This window comes from Cerasibacillus sp., assembly GCF_036516575.1.
In the GTDB taxonomy this organism is placed as follows: Bacteria; Bacillota; Bacilli; order Bacillales; family Amphibacillaceae; genus Cerasibacillus.
Genome location: NZ_DATBTY010000064.1, coordinates 12,496 through 34,727, shown reverse-complemented (window position 1 = coordinate 34,727; position 22,232 = coordinate 12,496). Strand labels below are relative to the sequence as shown.

Sequence of the window (22,232 nt, the reverse complement as noted above, 5' to 3'; positions counted from 1 at the left end):
AGTTAGTATAATTGTGTAAAGAGAGGTCATCTTTCATGACCCATGTTACAATGTTTTCGACCATGAAAATAAATATGATGGTATGAAAGAATGCCCCCAAATAAATATTTAAAGAGAAAGTAGAAACCGCTTATTAGAATTATCTGTTAAAGCTTCTGTGACGCTGAGGAAAGCATGATAGCTTAAATTAATTTACTAGACATAGAAAAATTAAACGATAATAGCCTTGTTTTAAACAGTGAAAAGGAATGCAATAAAAAAGGCAATCTTCTTACAGATTAAATGTATCAGTCTTAGGGATACTTTACTTTATTAAAATGCTTCGCCTCACTTAAAGGTTCACTTTATTCATTTGAATTATTAACAGCATCCGCTTTATTTCTGAACTCATAATATGAATATCGCCCCGTTTTAATAATAATAAGATTCTCGGATAAAATTTTCCTTATAGTTTGTTTAGAGACAATTTTTCCACACCATTCGTAGATTATGTTTGTTGTAATTTTTTTATTAGGGAATAGTATTTTAAACTCCACTACACTTCTTAATATGGCATGTTTCATTTCCTCTGAAAAATCACAATTTCCACACATTAGAGTTCTAAGGGTGTGACGACTTAAAAGGGAAAAGCATTTTGGACAAGTAATTCCTTTTTTGAGTTGCTTAAAATTGTAGTTTGTAATATTTTCAAAAGGGGAATCAGTGATTTGCAGGTTTTTTAATTCTTTAGCTAACTGATGATGCCCTTGATTTGGAGGAGTAAATGATCTGTTTAAATTTTGAGAGAAGCGGTTTAGTTGAGTAGGAAGTATAATAGGTAGGTTGACAGGTAGTTGATATAAAGTAAATTCAGGATTTACGAAAACGAGATAAGATTTTATTGGAATGTTATATCCAAGCTGTTGTACTAAGTGACGCAATAAATAGTCATTTTTCTTTAATTGATGTAACGGATTTCTAATTTCTTGTTGAGTTGCTTTCACATACCAGTTCCCGTTGTCTATATAAAATTCACCTTCGAAATTTTTAACCTCAAATGAAAAAATCGTTTTACCATGTACAAGTATATTATCAATCTGAAAAATGGAGTTATTACTCTCGAGTAGTAAGTCGTGGAGAATGATAGCATTTGTTGGGAGATTTTTTTTAAGTAAATTGTAAAATTCCTTTTCACCGATGTATCCCTTCATTTTCTTGTTATATCTTTGTTTCTCTTGCCTAGAAAGATTACTTCGTGCGAAAAGGATTTGTAATTTTTGTAGTGATTTTGGCTTCTCTAGTTCCTTTTTAACATTCTTCATATTATCACCTATATTATTATAAAACTTTTAAAATATGTTATATAGAATTTAAGCTAGAACAAGTATTAAATCAACTTTGTAATAGAGAAATTCCAGGTGAGTTTTTAATAGAAATATTAATTATCTCATAGAGAATATTAAGATTAGGATATAGATTTTTTAGGAATATTGAAGAAATATATGAAATCTCAATACGACTTAATCACACTTTGGTCTGATTTTATTGTCTCGTTGCATTTCATCGCCGCGAGAGGCCGTATTGAAGCTTCAACGCGTTGTCTCGTTCTGTTTTATCGCCGCGAGAGGCCGTATTGAAGCTTCAACGCGTTGTCTCGTTCTGTTTTATCGCCGCGAGAGGTCGTATTGAAGTCTCAACGCGTTGTCTCGTTCTGTTTTATCGCCGCGAGAGGCCGTGTTGGCGCTTCAATGCGTTGCCTCGTTGCGTTTCATCGTCGTGAGAGGCCGTATTGAAGCTTCAACGCGTTGTCTCGTTCCGCTTTTCATCCGTGAGAGGCTTCATTGCCCCCCTCAATGCGCCGCCACGCTGCGCTTCTTTCTCATGAGAGGCCAAATATACTTACTTTTTCCATGTTCAGCGGATTATTCAGCGGATCTGTTTTCAAGAGCCCCATCCCCCCTAATCTAATCCTCTATCCCTAACGATTCATATGGAATCTGGATATTTAAATTAATATCATCACGAGTTAAATCAAATGTTTTTACTTTAACGCGAAAATTACTTTTTATATCCATATCAGTAACTGCTACATAGATTTCTTCTTGATTCGGATCAATATAAACCCAATCTGGAACGGGAAGAAATGTTTTCATATATCGCATAATCTGTTTATTCGGCAGTTCTAATAAACCAAGGGAGATTGATTTTTGTTTCAACACCACATCACCATTGGGCTGGACCTCAGGCTCTAAATGAACAGATAATGGTACTTTAGCGGAAAAAACAGGTAACTCCCCAAGTAAGTGAACATCATCTTCGAGTGAAATTTGATAATGGTGTTCCGTCTTTCTTAATAAATGCTCTAGATAAGCATTGACCAATTCATTGACATTCTCTTTCGTTGTCTGGATTGTAAACTCGGAATATCGGTCATTGAAATTGATATCTTTTTTCGGTATGTCTAACGGTTTTGTCGGCCAAAGAAAAAAGAGACAGATACTACCGACGATGATGAGATTCACTGTCAGAAGGATAAAGAACAACCGTTTCCAGTTTCTTTTCTTTGTTTCAACATTTTTTCTTGACATTGACATAGTTATTCGCCCTCTCCAATATTACCGTTCCATCTGATTTAAAAACTGGATAATTCGATTAGCAATTACTTCGTATCCCGCTTGATTTGGATGGAAGTAATCATCAGACAATAATTCGCTCGTTCGACCGACAAATAAATCTGCAGTAGGGATAAAATATGCCCGTGAATCATTTGCAGTTACTTCCTGTCCGACTTCATTCCACTGTCTAGTTAGCTCGGTTAATTCCTCAATATCATGGAAATAAGCTTCAAAAGGATTATAAAAACCAATTAAATATACTTCAGCATCCTGATTTAATTCGCGAAGTCGTGTAAAAATATCTTTCAGTCGTGTTTCATAACGTTCCTTTTCTTTAATAAAAGGTTCGATCGTAATATTGGTAATATTCTTCTTTAGAACATACATGATATCATTAGCACCAATCGTTATGAAAATCATATCAGCACGCTTAATAGATTGAGCGATATCCACCTCGTTTAAACGCTCACGCAATTGATTCGTTCGATTGCCGCTCTTACCGAGATTTTCAATACGAGCCAGCACTTTTTTTTCTTGAAGCGTTTGCTCGAGCATACCGACGTATCCGCCTTGCTTCGTTTCATCGCCAACCCCTTCAGTTAACGAGTCACCAATAGCCACAATTTGTGCCGCTTTATTTGCAAAAATATGTTGCGCATGATCGATGATATACTGCAGCCGTTCCTTGTATGAGGGTGTTTGCGAATAGTTTTCCTCTTTTTCCTCTTCAGTTTGCTCCTCAATTTGATCATCAAGTCTTTCTTTAAAGTTAGAAACTTTTGTTTCGGTATCTGGCTTTTCAACAATAAAAAAACTGATCATTATTACAAAAGGAATTAGGAACAATAAGATTAGCCAAAATGATTTTCTTTTCATATATTATCACACCAAAATATGACTTATTAAATGTTATATATATTATCATTATAACTCTTTTTAATAAAGAAAATGATAAACATCCTTCATGATGGTCATGAAGGATGTTTAACTTTTGACGTCCTTTCACTCATTGGCTTCTTATATATGGATAAGAGATAAATCAATAATGCAATCCATATTAATGAAAAAGATAATAAATGTATGTTAGAAAATGTTTCATCATATACAAAGACACCGATAATAAGCATAATAGTCGGTGAAATATATTGTAAGAAACCAATTAAAGATAGCGGTATAAATTGCGCTCCTTTAGCAAAAAGGAGAAGTGGCACAGCCGTAATCATTCCTGCTCCAATTAATAAAGCGTGTGTACTTGTAAAAGAATGGAGTGTAAAGGCATTCTCGGGAAGCGATAAAACATAGATTAAAGCAAGTGGTGTCACAATCATCGTTTCAATCGTTAGACCAAACATGGCTGGCATATCAACGATTTTTTTTATCAAACCATAAATGGCAAAAGAGACAGCTAACCAAATAGACACCCAAGGAAATACGCCTGCATGAACGGTTAATAAAACGACACCGACACCGGCAAGAATAACGGAAAAAACTTGCCTTGTTGTCAGTCTCTCTCTTAAAACGACAACAGCTAATAAAATACTTATCAATGGATTGATATAGTAACCAAGACTTGCTTGAATAATGAAATCATGATTAACCGCCCATATATACGTCAACCAATTTAAACTGATGACAATAGAAGCACATACAATCGCTAATAATCGTTTCTTATGTAAGAACATATCACGACATGTTGAGATAAATTTAGGCCAACCGCGAACAATGGTTATCATACCAATCATAAAGACAAATGACCAAATAATCCGATGAGCTAATATTTCACCTGATCCAATGTGATCAACAAATTTCCAATAAATTGGTAAAACGCCCCATAGTACATATGCAATAACAGCATATAATGTTCCTAGTTTGGTTGTGTGATCATGTTTCAAGCGTCTTCCTCCCCATTCTTCTTATTTTTTATCTGGATCAGGCTTAAAAGGTAAATTAATTAAATTTTAGACCATTTCAATAAAAATGCAACCATTTCGTTAAATAAACTTAAAATCGTAAATGCGATAAATGCTGAATAAAGAAAACGTATAATAAATGAATTGACATCTAATGTAAATCTAACAATCGCAAAAAGCAAGACAAACTCAATATATCAAGGAGCTAAAAACATCTCTGAAAACGCTTTCAATTTCGGTGTGAATTGCGTATGATAAGAGTAGAATAAGGGAAGGGAAGGTTAAAGATATGGGTAAAAAATATAAACATTTTGAAACGGCTGTCATTCATGAAGGCTATGCTTCAGAAGATATGTTCGGGAGTTTAGCCCCACCTATTTTCCAAACGTCTACCTTTGCTTTTGAATCAGCAGAACAAGGTGAACGGCGTTTCAAAGGCGAGGAATCGGGTTATATTTACTCTAGATTAGGGAATCCGACAGTAAGAATTTTAGAGAAACGTATTGCCACATTAGAAGGTGGCGAGAAAGGGCTTGCCTTTGCCTCAGGAATGGCGGCCGTTTCAGCAGTCCTTTTCGCGTTAACAAAGGCAAACGACCATATTCTTTGTTCAGTTGGTCTATATGGTTGTACTTTCGGCTTATTAACGATGATGAAAGAGAAATATCACATCACCCACGACTTTTCACCAATGCGTACGAAAGAAGAAGTACGCTCCCTCATACGTCCTGAAACAGCATGTATTTATATCGAAACACCCATTAATCCAACGATGCAGTTGATCGACTTACAAATGGTCAGTGAAGTTGCTAAAGAATATGACATCCCTGTCGTTGTTGATAATACATTTTCAACACCTTATTTACAGCGTCCACTTGAACTAGGTTGTGATGTTGTCATTCACAGTGCGACGAAGTATATTGGGGGTCATGGTGATGTGATTGCAGGACTTGTTGTCGGCAAGAACGATTTTATTGATACGGTCGCAATGACAACCCAAAAAGATATTGGAGGGATTATCTCCCCATTTCAAGCTTGGCTTTTATTACGCGGATTAAAAACATTACCTGTTCGAATGGACCGTCACTGTAATCAAGCAGAGAAAATTGCCGAAAAGCTCATACATCACCCTTCTGTAACTGCTGTCTATTATCCGAATGATGCGATTCAACAAAAGCAAATGCGTCATGGCGGTGCGATGATTTCCTTTGAAGTTCTCGGCAATAAACATACTGCCCAATCATTACTAAATCAGTTGAAATTAATTAAAATTGCAGTCAGCTTAGGTGATACGGAGACATTGATTGAGCATCCAGCCACAATGACCCATGCGATTGTTCCGGAAAAAGAACGGCTTAAAATGGGGATTACCGATCAAATGATTCGTCTATCAGTCGGATTAGAAGCGTGGCAAGATATCTGGTCTGATTTAAAACAGGCACTTGATCATGTTCAAGCAGAGGCTCAATCTGTTATAACAAAATCATAATGGTAATATGGGGCAAACTCGCCCCTTTTTTTTAATGGTGTTAAGCGAACTTTCGTTCAACAATCATATCATTGCAATAACAAAAGGAAAAAAATGTAGGAAACATCGTCATCATAGTAACGATAGCCTGTTTTTTATGCTATATTAAAGAATAAGAGTTAATTATTGTCAGTTGTTCGTTGAAAAGGGAGTGACGTCAATGGAGATAGTACCTTTATTAATTGCTCTCGTTTTTATTATTAACATCGGCTTAGCCATCTCGGTCATTTTTTTAGAAAGAAAAGATGCACCAGCAACATGGGCTTGGTTGATGGTTTTATTTTTTATTCCAATTGCCGGATTTTTACTCTATTTGATTTTTGGAAAGCCATTACGAGGAACACGTATTTTTAAATGGGATAAAAAGAGCAGACTTGGTGTAGAAAAGGCCGTTCGTGAACAGATGCGAGCTTTAGAACAAAATCAATTCTACTTCAGACAAAAGGAATTGATGGAATACAAAGATTTGTTTTATTTGCATTTACGTAATGATGAGGCGATTTTTACGCAAAATAATCAAGTTGATATTTTCACAGATGGCCATGATAAATTCTCAGCTTTAATTAAAGACATGGAGCAAGCAACGGACCACATCCATTTATTATACTACATTATTCGTCATGATGAACTCGGCCAACGAATCGCTAAGACGTTAATTAAAAAAGCTAAAGCAGGCGTAGAAGTACGTGTGCTCTATGATGATATGGGTTCAAGAATGTTACGGCCGAAATTTGTCCGTCGTTTAAGGCAAGCCGGGGTTCATGTCGATTCATTCTTTCCACCAAAGATACCAAAAATAAACTTTAAAATTAATTACCGTAACCATCGTAAGCTTGTGATTATCGATGGGAAAATCGGTTATATCGGAGGATTTAACATCGGGGACGAATATTTAGGAAAGAGCAAGAAGTTCGGTTATTGGCGTGATACACATTTACGTATCGAAGGAGACTCAGTACGTAATATGCAAACACGATTTATTTTAGATTGGAATCAGGCTTCGAAAAACAGGATTTCATATGAAAAACGTTTCTATGATGCGATTCCAAAAGGGGATACGGGTATTCAGATTGTCTCAAGTGGCCCTGATTCGCATTGGGAACAAATTAAAAATGGGTACATAAAAATGATTATGTCGGCAAAAGAATATATATACCTTCAGACCCCATATTATATTCCAGATGAAAGTTTGCGGGACGCTTTACGTATCGCCGCCTTGTCAGGAGTCGATGTAAAAATAATGATACCGAATAAACCAGATCACCCATTTGTTTATTGGGCAACATTTTCACATATCGGTGATTTATTAAAAGCTGGAGCAGAAACATATATTTATCAAAAAGGATTTATGCATGCTAAAACGATAGTTGTCGATGGGAAAATTGCTTCAGTTGGTACTGCAAATATTGATGTGCGCAGCTTTCGGCTTAATTTTGAGGTCAATGCTTTTATTTATGATATTGATATTGCACAACAGCTTGCGAAAATTTTTGAAAAGGATATGGCTAACTCAACACAAATGCCTAAATCATTGTATGATAAGCGTTCATTGGGCATTCGCTTTAAAGAATCCATCTCGAGGCTCTTGTCACCAATTTTATGAATGGGGCGAGAATACTTGCAATTTTGTCATAAGGGGTACAAAAATGCTAAAATGAAAGTAGCAAGATCACTACGATTGGAATAGGGAGGAAATGACATCATGAAGGCAAAACCATGTTCAAATTCATTAGCAGTAAAAATTTCACAAGTGATGCCACCAGATACAAACCCTCACGGCACATTATTTGGTGGAAAATTAATGGCATATATTGATGATGTGGCTGCTATCGCCGCTATTCGTCACGCGCGAGAAAATGTTGTCACAGCATCAACAGATTCCATTGATTTTATTGCACCAGTCAAAGCGGGCAATTCAATTTGTGTCGAAGCATACGTTACATGGACACATAAAACATCGATGGAAATTTTTGCTAAGGCAATTACAGAAGATTTAATTACCGGTGAGCGTCAAGTATGTGCTACAGCATTTCTAACATTTGTGGCAGTAAATGAAGACGGCCGACCAATTCCAGTTCCGCCAGTTTATCCTGAGAGCGAACATGAGAAGTTATTACATGCCGGAGCACCTGTCCGTGCGGCACAACGTCGTGAAAGAAGACAACAGTCTAAACAATTCACTGAAATTTTTGGAACAGAATATCCATGGCTACGTTCTAAGTAAACTAATCATCCCCGACGATTTTAACCGTTCGGGGTTTTTTCGTCAAAGGTCTGATTTTTGAAAAAAGCACTTTAATATACATAAAAACAGGATCTCTTAAAAAGTGTGGAGTATTCCGTTTTAAATTTGAATATAATTGTATGATTATTTTCTTCAAATGGTGGGAAAGTATGCGTGAAGGGTTGATAAAAAAATTGGTGATCCATACAAACAGAAAGAATATATCAGCAGTATTTCACCGCTCTTTCACGCTCAAAAATTAACAAGCCACTTATCGTTTCACAAGTAAAGTCTGATGATATTGTTGAAAAGGTAAGGGAAAATGGTGTACCAGTTGAATATATCATATTTAAAGATGAGGGCCATGGCTTGTCTAAACGAGAAAATCGAATCAAAGGTTTTCGTGCTATTCGCGAGTTTTTAGATCGATTTTTGTAAGGTCGATTGTTTTATGTAGGTGTAGCGAATACTAAATTTATGATGCTTTGGCATTAAATGGGCGGTCGCTACGCTATAAGTAAAAAAATCCTTGTCAAATAAATAGTAAGCGCTTACAATATAATTATAAAGGTTATAAGGTGTGGAGGATATGTATCAATTAGGATTCATTCCGTTATTTAATTTTTTAAGGAGGCTATCATTCGATAGTCTCCTTTTTTTATGCGCTTTATGACATTAAAGTAATGCAATGGAGGTGCAAGATGATATATTTATCAGAACACGGTATTACACTAGAAGAAGTAAAGAAAATTGTATTACATGGGGAGAAGGTCACCTTATCCGGTGAAGTCAAAACTCGAATTCATGCTAATCGGCAAATAGTTGAAGAGCTGATTGATAAGGAACAGACAATGTATGGTATTAATACAGGATTTGGCAAATTTAGTGATGTGATTATTCCAAGTAAAGATTTAACAACATTACAATTAAATTTGATCCGTTCCCATGCTTGTGGTGTAGGTGAACCATTTTCTGAGCATGTTAGTCGTGCTATGGTTCTATTAAGAGCAATCGCCTTAAGTAAAGGGTATTCCGGTGTTCGAGTTCGCTTAGTTGAACAATTATTAGATTATGTTAATGCGGGGATTCATCCAGTTATCCCTGAACAAGGTTCACTCGGTGCAAGTGGTGATCTCGCACCCCTGTCCCATTTAGCTTTAACTGTGATTGGTGAAGGGGAGGTTTTTTATAAAGGGAAACGTATGCCAACGATAGAGGCTTTGGCTCAGGCCCAGCTCACACCACTGAGACTTGAAGCGAAGGAAGGCCTTGCGCTTATTAATGGGACACAAGCGATGACTGCCGTTGGGGCCATTGCCTTTTTCGAAATGGAGAAACTCCTTTATCAGAGTGAGCAGATTGCTGCGATGACATTCGAAGGGCTAAGGGGGATTATCGATGCCTTTGATGAGGCGGTACATGTGGTTCGTGGTCACGAGGAACAAATTGGAGTGGCTAGACGGATGCGTGAATTATTAAAGGATAGTCTTCTTATTACGAAGCAGGGAGAAGTAAGAGTCCAAGATGCCTATTCATTACGTTGTATACCACAAGTACTTGGCGCATCTTGGCAAACCGTTCACTATGCTAAAGAGAAATTGCAAACCGAAATCAACGCCGTGACCGATAATCCACTGATTTTTTCAGAAGCTGAAAAAGTAATATCAGGAGGAAACTTCCATGGGCAACCAATTGCATTTGCAATGGACTTCTTGAAATTAGGCGTTGCAGAAACAGCAAATTTATCAGAACGACGAATTGAACGTTTAGTCAATCCGCAATTAAATAACGGTTTGCCACCATTTTTAAGTCCAAATCCAGGTCTTGAATCCGGGGCGATGATTTTACAATATACCGCTGCATCACTCGTATCAGAAAATAAAACATTAGCACACCCAGCAAGTGTCGATTCCATTCCATCATCAGCTAATCAAGAAGATCATGTTAGTATGGGAACGATTGCTGCCAGACATGCTTATATGATGCTACAAAATACGCGGATGGTGATTGCCATTGAATTAATTTGTGCCATGCAAGCGGTTGAACATTATGGCGTTGACCAAATGGCTTCACAAACACGCGAATTATATAAACAGGCGAGAGAAGTCGTTCCATCGATTGAGAGAGACCGAATATTTCATACAGATATTGAGAAATTAACGACATGGCTTAAAGAAAACTAATTGTAGGGTTTCAATGCGTAGTCTCGTTGTGTATTTTCATGCTGAGAGGCTGTATTGAGGCTTCAATGCATAGCCTCGTTGTGTATTTTCATCGTGAGAGGCAGTATTGGGGTTTCAATGCATAGTCTCGTTGCGAATTTTCATGCTGAGAGGCAGTATTGAGGCTTCAATACGTTGTCTCGTTGCGTATTTTTCTCGTGAGAGGCTGTATTGGGGCTTCAATCCGTTGTCTCGTTGTGTATTTTCATGCTGAGAGGCTGTATTGAGGCTTCAATGCGTAGTCTCGTTGCGTATTTTTCTCGTGAGAGGCTGTATTGGGGCTTCAATACGTTGTCTCGTTGTGTATTTTCATCGTGAGAGGCAGTATTGAAGCTCCAATGCATTGTCTCGTTGCGTATTTTTCACGCGAGAGGCTGTATTGACGCTTCAATGCGTTGCCTCGCTGTGTATTTTCATCGTGAGAGGCTGCATTGGGGTTTTAATGCGTTGCCTCGTTCTGTATTTTTCTCGTGAGAGGTTGTATTGAAGCTTTAACGCAACGTAATATAATGCATTTTACATTATTATTTCTCGCATTTAAGCGTGACCCATTTTTCTGCCCAGTCCTCGATTTCTCGAATAACTGGTTCTAATGCTTTTCCCTTTTCAGTTAATGAGTATTCGATGCGAACCGGAAATTCGGAATAAACTTTCCGATCGACAATCCCCTCTTTTTCAAGCAACTTTAAACGTTCGGAAAGTAGCCTTCCACTAATAGGTAAGTCCGCCTCCATCTCTGAAAAACGTTTTGTACCTTTTAATAATTCAGAAAGGACAAGTCCAACCCATCGTTTACTAAATAACTGCATCGCTTTTTCAAACTTCGGACATAATGGAGCCAAAAATATCCCCTCTATCTATAATATCTATTTTAACTATATAATAACTTACAAAAAGTAACCTATACTTATCATAACATAATGTAAACTAGGTGTAAAATAGGGGATTTATACATTTACACTCTTAATTGTACTATTTCTTGTTTTGTGAAATAATTAAAGAATCAAGTGTAATGGAGGGAATTCGATGATTAATCAAAAAACGATGGAAAAATATGCGGAATTAGCATTGAAAACAGGAGTAAATTTACAAAAAGGTCAACCGATTATGATTACAGCTCCAATTGAAACGGCAGATTTCACAAAAGTTGTTATACGAAAAGCGTGGGAAATCGGTGCTAAAGATGTCCTTATCAATTGGGTTGATGACGAGCTGCAACTTTTGAAATTTCAGCATGCTCCAGAAGAAGTAATTGGTTCGTTTCCTGAATGGCGTGTGAAACTTTATAATTCAATTGCAGAAGATGGAGGCGCGGTCCTCAATATCTTTTCCACAAATCCAGACCTCTTAAAAGACGTGGATCCGAAACGAATTGCTTTAGCGAACAAAGCATCAGGGGAAGCATTGACGAAGTTTCGGGAATATACAATGACCAACCGAATAACATGGTCGATTATTTCCGTACCAACAGGTGACTGGGCTCAAAAAATCTTCCCAGATCTAACGAAAGAAGAAGCAACAAAAAGTCTATGGGAAGCGATTGTGAAAATTGTTCGCGTTGATCAAGAAGATCCAATTGCAGCATGGGAAGAGCATAACCAAACACTTCATAAGGCACGTACGGTTTTAAATGAGAAAAAATATAAGAAAATTGTCTTTAAGGCACCTGGAACTGATTTAGAAATCGAACTACCAGATGGTCATATTTGGGCAGGGGGCTCTGAAAAATCAGCAGAAGGGATTACGTTTAACCCGAATATGCCAACTGAAGAAGTGTTTACAATGCCGCATAAATATGGTGTCAATGGAACCGTATCAAGTACAAAACCATTGAACTATGGTGGTAGCCTCATCGATAACTTCAGCTTAACGTTTAAAGACGGAAAAGTCGTTGATTATAAAGCAGAACAAGGTGAAGATACGTTAAAACATTTGCTTGATACCGACGAAGGTGCGAAGCGTCTTGGTGAAGTAGCTCTCGTTCCACATGAATCGCCTGTATCACAATCAGGATTAATTTTTTATAATACATTATTTGATGAAAATGCTTCATGTCATATCGCACTCGGTAAAGCATACCCGATTAACATAGCTGACGGTTCTGATATGACAAAAGAAGAGCTTGACAAGCACGGCGTTAACGATAGCATCACCCATGTAGACTTTATGATCGGTTCAGAAAAACTTGATATTGATGGTGTCCTTGCTGATGGCACAACAGAACCCGTCTTTCGAAACGGTACTTGGGCCATAGATATAAAATAATAAGAAAAGGTGTAGAAAATGCTTGTTTTTCTACACCTTGTTTATTTTATAGTGAGGTAGGCGAAAGCCGGGGGTTTCACGACTAATCGAGCCCTCCACGCCCAAAATCGAACGGCCTCAGGCTAGAATCGAGCACCCCACGCCTCAACTTAGCGTCCAGCACACTCCCCAAATGAACAAGATACTAACTAAAGTCTAAAATCGCCTCTTCATATAGAGCCCGTAACGACTACCCTCCTCTCTACATCAATCCATGTTTCACTAAGACAGCTTTAATTAGCGTATAACTATATTCCTCAGGCAAGGCTTCTTTTAATGGTTTTAGCCGCGGTTCATCGATTTCGCGGTGCTTTTCTAAAACGAGTGCCTCTTCTTTCTCATTGAAAAAAATATCCCAGATGACTGTATGGCCCTCTTGATATGCTTTAAAAATATGACTTTCAATCGTCTGTTGTGACAAATCACGCATGATGGCGATTTCCTTAAACGTCTTTCCCGACTTAAAAAGCTCATAACTGATTAAGTGGCTAGCGCGCGAATCCTCACGATGCGATGGACGCGAAGATGACTCTGTCCAATCTGTAATCTGAATCCGTGCCTTTTTCTCCGGATGGGAAGCATGCCAGGTTGCAATGGCCTCTAGAAAAGTTTCGCCATATTGCTCATATTTTCGTTCACCGACACCTTTGATTTGTAAAAATTCCTCCTTCGATTTCGGAAGGTAACGACACATATCTTTTAATGTCGCATCTGAGAATAACACATATGGCGGGACTTCCATTTCATCCGCAATTTGCTTACGAAGTTGTCGCAATTCCATAAATAAATCTTCGTAATAATCGGTTGTTTCAACGGTTGGAATGGGAGCGGTATACATGGTCACGGTTTGTTTCCCTTTTAACACATCGACCGACTGAGCATTTAATTTTAACGTCGGATAACGCCCGCCGACAGATTGCAGTAAGCCTTCTGCGATTAAAAATTGAATCCATCCTGTAATCTCTCTTTCGGTATAATTTGAAAGTAACCCATACGTTGATAACGTCGTAAACCCAAGTTGGCGTACTTTTTTATCGAGTGAACCTCTTAACACTTTGGCCGTTAGACTAATCCCATAATGTTCACCCATCCGCTTCACACAGGATAAAATCATCTGTGCTTCCTCAGTCATATCGACTTTTTCTTTACGAAACGTACAGTTACTACACTTCTCGCATGCTTCAATTGGCTCCACATCATTAAAATATTGCAAAATATATGAGGCTAAACAGCTATGGGTATGACAATAATTAACCATTGCTTGTAAATTTTCATATTCTTTTTGTTTCGCGACGTCATCCATCATGGATTGCTCGATTAGAAACTTTTGCAATTGCACATCTTGTGGAGAATACAATAAAATACAATCACTCGGTTCACCGTCTCTACCAGCACGTCCAGCTTCTTGGTAATAGGATTCGATATTCATTGGCATCGCATAATGGATAACAAAACGAACGTTTGATTTATCTATTCCCATGCCAAATGCATTCGTTGCAATCATGATGTTGACTTCATCATGAACAAATTGCGTCTGTGCAAGCTGTCGCTCTTCTTCTGATAAGCCAGCATGATATTTAGCGACCGAATAGTCTTCTCTCTTTAACCATTCATATAAACCATCAACTTGTTTTCGTGTCGCAGTATAAATAATTCCTGATTCCTCGGTTCGCTTTTCTAAAAATGTTCGTAAATAGCTGCGTTTATCCTTCCCTTTAACGACGTGGAAAGATAAATTTTCACGTTTAAAACCCGTGTTGACAATATGATCTGGTTGAATATCTAATAATGATTGAATATCTGAAATCACTTGTTCTGTAGCAGTAGCCGTTAAAGCAACATATGTATTAACATGCTTTAATTGTTTTAAAACGGGGACAATCAAACGATAACTTGGGCGAAAATCATGACCCCATTGTGAGATACAGTGTGCTTCATCAAAGGCAACAAATGAAATAGGGATCGATTGAATGATTTGCATAAACCAATTGGAATCAAAACGTTCTGGCGCAACGTAAACGAATTTATATCGTCCGGCCTGCAGTCCCTTTAGTCTGTCTCGTTGCTCATCATTAGACAAAGATGAATTAATAAATGTTGCTGCAATTCCTAATGATATCAGGGCATCAACCTGGTCTTTCATTAATGAAATAAGGGGAGAGATAATAATAGCTGTTCCATCCATAATGAGCCCTGGAATCTGATAACATAAAGATTTTCCACCACCAGTTGGCATAACGGCAAGTGTATGCCGTCTATGTAAAATATGATCAATTACCTTTTTCTGACCTGGTCGAAAAGATGAATAACCAAAATAGGTTTGTAGGATTTTCTCTGGTTGATTAGACATGGAAATCCCTCTCTTTCTTCTACTCAATCCTATCATATTTTTTAGTAATAAATGAAAACATAAAAATATGATTTTCCTATGCACAATGTCAAGTTATTCACATTTCATATCAGAAAGTGATTAATTTATGTTTATCTAGGGAAATTAAAACATAAAGTTACTGTCATATAAATAAAGTGAATTTTTTAAGGGTAGCTGTTTACTTTTTGTTCAAACCCATATACAATGTCTTTATATTTTACTAAAAATTAGAATTCACAGGGGGATGACATGAATCCATCATTATTATTTGAAATTATGTTAATTGGTCTTTTGGGGATTGGTTCACAATGGATTGCTTGGCGTTTTAGAATGCCTGCCATTGTCATTATGTCGATAACCGGACTATTAATCGGACCTATCTTTGGTTGGATTAATCCACAAGAAGACTTTGGAAGTTTATATAATCCATTTATTTCCGTGGCCGTTGCGATTATTCTTTTTGAAGGTAGTTTAAATTTACGTTTTAAAGAATTAACAGGTATCGGGCGTCCGATTTTTCGTATTGCCACGGTAGGTGCATTTATTGCTTGGATCCTTGGATCGCTCACAGCACATTATATAGCAGGCTTATCATGGGCAGTTGCTTTTGTTATCGGTGGGCTGTTTATCGTCACTGGTCCAACGGTTATTATGCCACTTTTAAGACAATCAAAACTTAAACCACGCCCAGCGAAGATTTTAAAATGGGAAGGGATTATTGTTGACCCGATTGGTGCCTTACTCGCTGTCTTCGCCTTTGAAATTATTTTGTACTTCACTGCTGAAGATCCAAGTGGTACACGACTTCTCCTTTTCTTTGCTGCATCTGTCTTTGCTGCTCTTTTTGGATGGGCATGTGGTCGTGGAATTGGTTGGATGTTTGAAAGAGGGTATATCCCTGAATTTTTAAAATCTCCGACTGTATTTATCGTCGTCATTCTCTGTTTTACCATTCCAGACGAAATCGTTCACAGTACCGGATTACTCTCAGTTACAGCAATGGGTCTCACTTTAGCTAATATCGGTGTTAGTTCTGTCACAGAGATGAGGCATTTTAAAGAAAATATGTCGATTCTTTTAATATCGGCTATTTTCATCATGCTAACTGCATCGTTACAACTTGAGACGTTATTACAAATTTTCCAGCCGAATATTATCGGTTATGTGTTATTAATGATGTTTGCTGTTCGCCCACTATCCATTTTCCTATCGACGATCGGGACGAGTTTGACGCTTAATGAAAAAATGCTTGTCGGTTGGATTGCTCCACGGGGAATTGTCGCATTAACTGTATCGAGTTATTTTGCAGGTATTCTCCTAGAAGCAGGGTTTAAAGATGCAACCATCCTGACGACATTAACATTCGGCTTAGTATTCTTTACCGTTTTAGCACATGGGTTTTCAATCGGGCCATTGGCGAAAAAGTTAAACCTATCAATGGAAGGGCATCCAGGGACGCTAATTGTTGGTTGCAACCGATTCACTGTTGAATTAGCAAAAACGTTACAAAAAGTAGATATTCCAGTTATTATCGTTGACTCGTCATGGCGGAAATTACGCCGTGCTCGCGAAGCAGGTATCCCGTTCTATCATGGTGAGATGCTTTCCGAGCAAACGGAATACCATTTCGATACGATGCCTTATGAATATTTAATTGCCGCATCAGATGATCCATTTTATAATTCACTTATTTGTACAACATTTATGCCTGAATACGGTCGCACCAATGTGTTTAAAGTCAGTCCATATGACCAAATGAACATTAACACAACACGTGAAATCGTGCCAAAAGTTGCGGGGCGTGTTTTATTTAAAGAAGAAGTGACGATGACTGAATTAAATCAGATGCTTGAGAGCGGATTTGTTTTTCGTCATACAACGATTACGAATCAATTTACGTTTAAACACTATATGGATGAGAAAGACAATAACACCATTTATCTTTATTTGATTAAACCATCTGGTGCGGTGAAGTTTTTTACAGAGGACATGAAGCCAGTACCAGAAGTTGGTGATGTTATCGTTAGTATCACACCTCCAACGAAAGAACAAGCGAAAATTCAAGCAAAGATTGAAAAAAAGCGAAACAATGACTCAGAAGAATAAATATAAAAACGCTTGGACTATAAAATGTCTAAGCGTTTTCTATATTTAGTCATATTTTTCGAGCTTCTTATAGACTTCCGCAATTTCTTTTTCCAGGCGAATAAGTTGCTCTTCTGCAGACGAAACTCTTCCTTTAACATATTCTAATTTATCCATGTCGCTTTGGATCCGTGCATAGTCTGCTTTTAAATTATCTAATTCATCTAGCAATGCTTTTTTTGACATATTTAACCACCCCTTTAAATTTAGTGTAGCAAGTCACTAAAATAACTGCAATGGCTATGCTGTTAGAAAGCCGACTATATACATCGCTGAAACACTAATGCATCCTCTCATGATAAAAAGCTTCGAAAGACATCATTGTGTTAGAGCGTCAATACGGCCTCTCGTAGGAATAAAACGCAACGAGACAACGCGTTGAGGCTTCAATACAGCCTCTCGTGGCGATGAACCCCAACGAGACAACGCATTGAGGCTTCAATACAGCCTCTCATGACGATGAACCCCAACGAGGCAACGCATTGAGGCTTCAATACAGCCTCTCGTGACGATGAACCCCAACGAGACAACGCGTTGAGGCTTCAATACAGCCTCTCGTGACGATGAACCCCAACGAGGCAACGCATTGAATCGTCAAAGCGGCCTCTCGTGGGAATAAACCCCAATGAGGCAACGCATTGAAACCCCAATACGGCCTCTCATGATAAGAAAACGCATAAATCTATAAAAAATGATTGACATTTTTTGCAAAACAGTGTTTAATGAAATTAATCGCATATTCCTAAAGGGGAGTAGCTGTACAGTTTAAGTCGTCATGACGAGAGAAATCTCCGGCTTAATCTGGCAATGATATTGAATTGTTAGCGAGACCTTTACCAAGTCAAGGTAGAGGTCTCTTTTTTAATGGCCTTTACCGTTCATGGTAGAGGCCTTTTTGTTTTTAGAATATTAGTGGGAGGGAATGATAACTAAGAATAGCAATATGCGAAATAAACCGTAACTTTTGCCGGACTGAATGATATAGGAGTGAAGATAATGGATATACAATTATTGATGGAATATATATGGGTTTTAGCTATTTTAGTTGGATTAGAAGGATTATTAGCAGCTGATAATGCGCTCGTCTTAGCAATTATGGTTAAACATTTACCGAAAATCCAACGAAAAAAAGCACTCTTTTATGGCTTACTCGGTGCCTTTGTCTTACGTTTTGGATCATTGTTTATTATTTCGTTTCTTGTCGATGTTTGGTGGGTACAAGCACTTGGTGCGGCCTATTTACTAATTATGTCGATTCATCACCTGTATACGAAATTAAGATCAAAAGATGATACAGAAGAAAAACCGTTACCAGAAGATACAACGCAACAAGAAGTGTCAAAAGCGAGTTTTTGGATGACAGTTGTCAAAGTTGAATTTGCGGATTTAGCCTTTGCGGTTGATTCCATCTTAGCAGCGGTTGCTTTGGCTGTCGCCCTCCCTGCTACAGGATTAGGACAAATCGGTAGTTTAGATGCCGGACAATTTACCGTTGTATTAGCTGGTGGTATGATTGGATTAATTATCATGCGATTTGCTGCTAATGTATTCGTCGAGTTATTAAATAAAAAACCTGGTCTCGAAATCGCAGCATTCATCATTGTTGGATGGGTCGGTGTTAAATTAGCCTTACTCGTTTTCGCCCACGAGGAAATCGCTTTGATTCCACACGAATTTCCACATTCAACATTATGGAAAATCATTTTCTACTCTGTGTTAGTTGGGGTAGCTGTTCTCGGTTGGTTTTTATCAGGTAGAGACAAACAAAGCGAGCGTGTTTAATCCGCTCGTTTTTTTTGTCTGGAATGAGTAAAATCTCTAGATTTATGTAAAGAGTTTGTAAAAAATGGATACAAAATAACTGTCATATGCTATCTTTAGACTATCTAAATGAGTTTTTATGGGAGGCAATATGAAGAAACAGTCATTACTTGAAATCTTTTTAGCTTCATTAAAGTTAGGCTTAACCTCATTTGGCGGACCGGTTGCACATCTCGGTTACTTTAAAGATGAATATATTGATAAACGCAAATGGCTTGATGATCGGACCTATGCAGATGTGATTGCGCTTTGTCAATTTTTGCCTGGACCCGCTAGTAGTCAAGTCGGCATGGCGATCGGTATGTTACGCGGTGGCCTAGCAGGTGGCATCTTATCTTGGATTGGATTTACGTTGCCATCTGTCTTAGTCCTAGTTCTGTTTGCATTTGTGTATCAATCCTATACATTAGGGGATGCGACTTGGATTAGTAGCTTGAAGATTGTTGCTGTGGCAGTCGTCGCACATGCTTTAATTGGCCTCGGGAAAAAGCTAACACCAGACCGCCCCCGTTTAGCAATTGCTTTAACATCAGCACTTGCTATGCTTTTGTTCGCTTCGGCGTGGTTACAAATTGTTGTCATTATAGTTGCTGGGATCATAGGTTATATCTTGTTCGTAGGTAAAGAGCAAGAGGCAAACATCCAGTTCCATGTTCCGTTTTCAAAAAAACATGGCATCTTTGCTCTTATACTCTTTACCATACTCATCATTGGCTTACCAATCGGGGCTCTGTTACTGAATAGCCAATCGCTGAATCTTATGGATACCTTTTATCGGGTCGGGTCATTAGTCTTCGGTGGCGGTCATGTCGTTTTGCCCCTTTTAGAAAGAGAAGTTGTTCCTGACTTGATTACTAGTGGTGAGTTTCTTGCTGGGTATGGGATGGCCCAAGCTGTACCAGGTCCACTCTTTACGTTCGCTAGTTATCTCGGAGCAATGATTAACGGCATTCCTGGTGCTATATTGGCTACTATTGCTATATTTCTGCCATCATTTTTACTTGTCATTGGTACATTACCTTTTTTACAAGAATTAAGAACACGTCCTCGTTTTCAAGGGATATTAACAGGTGTTAATGCAAGCGTTGTCGGTATTTTATTAGCAGCCTTTTATGATCCAGTTTTCACAAGTTCAATATTTAGCGGTGCTGACTTTGCTTTGGCACTTATATTATTTTTCCTACTGAATGTGTGGAAATTACCAGCTTGGTTCATTGTTATTTTAGGTATCGTTTTTGGTGAAGTATTAACATACGTTTAATAAAATAAGAAAAGCTCCCAGTATCATGCGGGAGCTATTTTTAATAGTTCCTATTTCAGGTCTGAAGGATTAAAGAGAGCAGCTTTTTAAAATTTGATATCATGTGGTTTTATTCTTTCGGAGAATCGTAAGACTTGCAATATATTGAGTAATAATGAGATATAGGCCAATTAAGATTAGGACGATAAAATTGGGTTCAAACATGACGAGGGGAATAAGCTTTTTTTATTCGAAAATAATTGACTACTCAGTTTTCCGGAAGTTATATTTTTTGTAAAGAAAATAAGAGCATTCACTTGAAATTTTTCACAACCCTTTGTATAGTTAATTCATAGTAAATCCATATGAATTGTATGTAACGTATTTTGATTTCAGGACATACGATGAATAAAATAACGAGGAGGAAAGAAAATGGATTCATGGTTTGTACTTATAAACGTTATTATATTACTAGTTTTTATTGGTCTGTTAATTTATATGCAAAAGAAACATGTATCTTTTTCGAAGCGCGTCTTTACAGGACTCGGTATCGGTATTGTACTTGGAGTTTTACTGCAATATGTTTACGGTGCTGAATCAGAAGTATTGGCACAAACAGTTGATTGGTATAGTATTGTCGGGAGTGGTTACATCCGCTTTCTAATGATGATCGTTGTGCCATTAGTCATGGTCTCAATCATTCAATCGATTATTAATATGGAGAAGTCGAGTGAATTAGGGAAAATTTCTGCCTGGATTATCGGTATTCTCGTCACAACAGCGATGGTTGCCGCTTTAATTGGGATTGTAACATCAACCGTGTTTGATTTAGATGCTGCCCAAATTGAAGCAGGGCAGGCAGAAGAAGAACGCGGACTTGTGATGGAGGAGCGTCTGACTGAAGTTGAAGATCTATCTACACCACAAAAAATATTAAGCTTCATCCCGTCTAATATCTTTTTAGATATGACAGGAGAGCGACCGACATCTGTAATCTCAGTCGTTATCTTTTCAATGATTGTTGGTATTGCAGTTCTTGGTTTACGACGGAAAAAACCAGAGCAAGCTGAACTATTTACGAAAATCGTGAATGCCGTTCATGCGGTCGTTATGCGTATGGTAACTTTAATTTTACGTTTAACACCGTTTGGGATATTAGCTTTAATGGCTAACACAGTTGCGAAAACGAGTGTATCAGGCATTATGGAACTAGGTAAATTTGTCATTGCTTCGTATGTCGGTTTATTCGTTATATTTATTTTTCATCTTGTCTTGCTCGCACTGTTTGGTTTAAATCCTTTCACTTATTTGAAAAAAGCCTTGCCCGTCTTGACGTTTGCCTTTACATCTCGCTCAAGTGCAGGTTCAATTCCTTTGACAAGTCAAGTACAACGTGAAACTCTCGGTGTAGAACCAGGAATTGCAAATATGGCTGCTTCATTCGGAGCAACCATTGGGCAAAATGGCTGTGCGGGCTTCTACCCAGCGATGCTTGCTGTCATGATTGCTCCGACAGTCGGAATTGACCCATTAGCACCTGAATTTATTGTAAAACTTGTCCTCATCATTGGTATTAGTTCATTCGGTGTCGCTGGTGTCGGTGGAGGGGCAACATTTGCTGCGTTAATCGTTCTATCATCAATGGGCTTACCTGTTGCTCTAGCGGGGATCTTAATTTCAATCGAAGCTTTAATCGATATGGGACGTACAGCAGTTAATGTCAATGATAGTATTTTAGCAGGAACGTTAACAGCTCGCATTTTGAAGAAATTAAATATCAAGCAATTCCACGACAAAACGACCCTTGATGAGAAGATGGTACTCTAGCATGAGGGACTGTATGTAAACATAGAGGGATGCAATTTTTTAAGAT

Annotated in this window: 17 protein-coding genes; 10 read left to right on the top strand and 7 right to left on the bottom strand. The window is 37.9% G+C overall.

Going from position 1 to position 22,232, the window contains the following annotated elements; all coding sequences use genetic code 11:
• Positions 1-344: 344 nt before the first annotated feature.
• From VIG73_RS11040 to rarD, 4 genes are all read right to left on the bottom strand, one after another.
• The gene (locus VIG73_RS11040; RefSeq protein ID WP_331641918.1) at positions 345-1,301 is read right to left on the bottom strand and encodes a nuclease-related domain-containing protein; all 957 of its coding nucleotides are present in this window, start codon (positions 1,299-1,301) and stop codon (positions 345-347) included.
• Between the two features lie 642 nt (positions 1,302-1,943).
• Positions 1,944-2,573: a YpmS family protein gene (locus VIG73_RS11035; RefSeq protein WP_331641916.1), complete on the bottom strand. Its 630-nt coding sequence runs from the start codon at positions 2,571-2,573 to the stop codon at positions 1,944-1,946.
• Between the two features lie 21 nt (positions 2,574-2,594).
• A complete protein-coding gene (locus tag VIG73_RS11030) occupies positions 2,595-3,470 on the bottom strand; it encodes an SGNH/GDSL hydrolase family protein (protein ID WP_331641914.1) in 876 nt (291 codons plus the stop codon).
• 95 nt (positions 3,471-3,565) lie between these two features.
• Entirely contained in the window at positions 3,566-4,486 is a 921-nt protein-coding gene (gene rarD, locus VIG73_RS11025; RefSeq protein WP_331641912.1) for an EamA family transporter RarD, read from the bottom strand.
• 307 nt (positions 4,487-4,793) lie between these two features.
• Here rarD and megL point away from each other — a divergent pair, with 307 nt between their 5' ends.
• The 5 genes from megL to hutH all read left to right on the top strand — a co-directional run bounded on the left by megL (position 4,794) and on the right by hutH (position 10,439).
• Entirely contained in the window at positions 4,794-5,993 is a 1,200-nt protein-coding gene (gene megL, locus VIG73_RS11020; protein ID WP_331641909.1) for a methionine gamma-lyase, read from the top strand.
• Between the two features lie 199 nt (positions 5,994-6,192).
• A complete protein-coding gene (gene cls, locus VIG73_RS11015) occupies positions 6,193-7,635 on the top strand; it encodes a cardiolipin synthase (protein ID WP_331641906.1) in 1,443 nt (480 codons plus the stop codon).
• Positions 7,636-7,734: 99 nt separating this feature from the next.
• The gene (locus tag VIG73_RS11010) at positions 7,735-8,256 is read left to right on the top strand and encodes an acyl-CoA thioesterase (RefSeq protein WP_331641903.1); all 522 of its coding nucleotides are present in this window, start codon (positions 7,735-7,737) and stop codon (positions 8,254-8,256) included.
• A 204-nt stretch (positions 8,257-8,460) separates the two neighbouring features.
• The gene (locus tag VIG73_RS15755; RefSeq protein WP_414648405.1) at positions 8,461-8,694 is read left to right on the top strand and encodes an alpha/beta hydrolase family protein; all 234 of its coding nucleotides are present in this window, start codon (positions 8,461-8,463) and stop codon (positions 8,692-8,694) included.
• 263 nt (positions 8,695-8,957) lie between these two features.
• Complete coding sequence (gene hutH, locus VIG73_RS11005) at positions 8,958-10,439, top strand: histidine ammonia-lyase (protein ID WP_331641901.1); 1,482 nt, start codon at positions 8,958-8,960, stop codon at positions 10,437-10,439.
• A 563-nt stretch (positions 10,440-11,002) separates the two neighbouring features.
• Here hutH and VIG73_RS11000 read toward each other — a convergent pair.
• Complete coding sequence (locus VIG73_RS11000) at positions 11,003-11,287, bottom strand: winged helix-turn-helix transcriptional regulator (RefSeq protein WP_331641962.1); 285 nt, start codon at positions 11,285-11,287, stop codon at positions 11,003-11,005.
• 217 nt (positions 11,288-11,504) lie between these two features.
• Here VIG73_RS11000 and VIG73_RS10995 point away from each other — a divergent pair, with 217 nt between their 5' ends.
• Entirely contained in the window at positions 11,505-12,743 is a 1,239-nt protein-coding gene (locus VIG73_RS10995; RefSeq protein WP_331641900.1) for an aminopeptidase, read from the top strand.
• Between the two features lie 241 nt (positions 12,744-12,984).
• Here the strand turns inward: VIG73_RS10995 and recQ are convergent, their stop codons facing one another.
• Positions 12,985-15,132, bottom strand: a complete 2,148-nt coding sequence (gene recQ, locus VIG73_RS10990) for a DNA helicase RecQ (RefSeq protein WP_331641897.1) — start codon at positions 15,130-15,132, stop codon at positions 12,985-12,987.
• Between the two features lie 270 nt (positions 15,133-15,402).
• On the opposite strand from recQ, the gene VIG73_RS10985 reads away from it, so the two are divergent.
• On the top strand, positions 15,403-17,259 hold the full coding sequence (locus VIG73_RS10985) for a sodium:proton antiporter (RefSeq protein WP_331641895.1): 1,857 nt from the start codon (positions 15,403-15,405) through the stop codon (positions 17,257-17,259).
• A gap of 45 nt (positions 17,260-17,304) precedes the next feature.
• Here VIG73_RS10985 and VIG73_RS10980 read toward each other — a convergent pair whose 3' ends face one another.
• Positions 17,305-17,484, bottom strand: a complete 180-nt coding sequence (locus VIG73_RS10980; protein WP_331641893.1) for an SE1832 family protein — start codon at positions 17,482-17,484, stop codon at positions 17,305-17,307.
• A gap of 810 nt (positions 17,485-18,294) precedes the next feature.
• Here VIG73_RS10980 and VIG73_RS10975 point away from each other — a divergent pair.
• From VIG73_RS10975 to VIG73_RS10965, 3 genes are all read left to right on the top strand, one after another.
• Positions 18,295-19,080 (top strand): TerC family protein, encoded by a 786-nt coding sequence (locus VIG73_RS10975; protein ID WP_331641891.1) that lies wholly within the window; start codon positions 18,295-18,297, stop codon positions 19,078-19,080.
• A 130-nt stretch (positions 19,081-19,210) separates the two neighbouring features.
• Entirely contained in the window at positions 19,211-20,380 is a 1,170-nt protein-coding gene (gene chrA, locus VIG73_RS10970; protein ID WP_331641889.1) for a chromate efflux transporter, read from the top strand.
• 411 nt (positions 20,381-20,791) lie between these two features.
• Positions 20,792-22,186, top strand: a complete 1,395-nt coding sequence (locus VIG73_RS10965; protein WP_331641887.1) for an L-cystine transporter — start codon at positions 20,792-20,794, stop codon at positions 22,184-22,186.
• Positions 22,187-22,232: the final 46 nt, after the last annotated feature.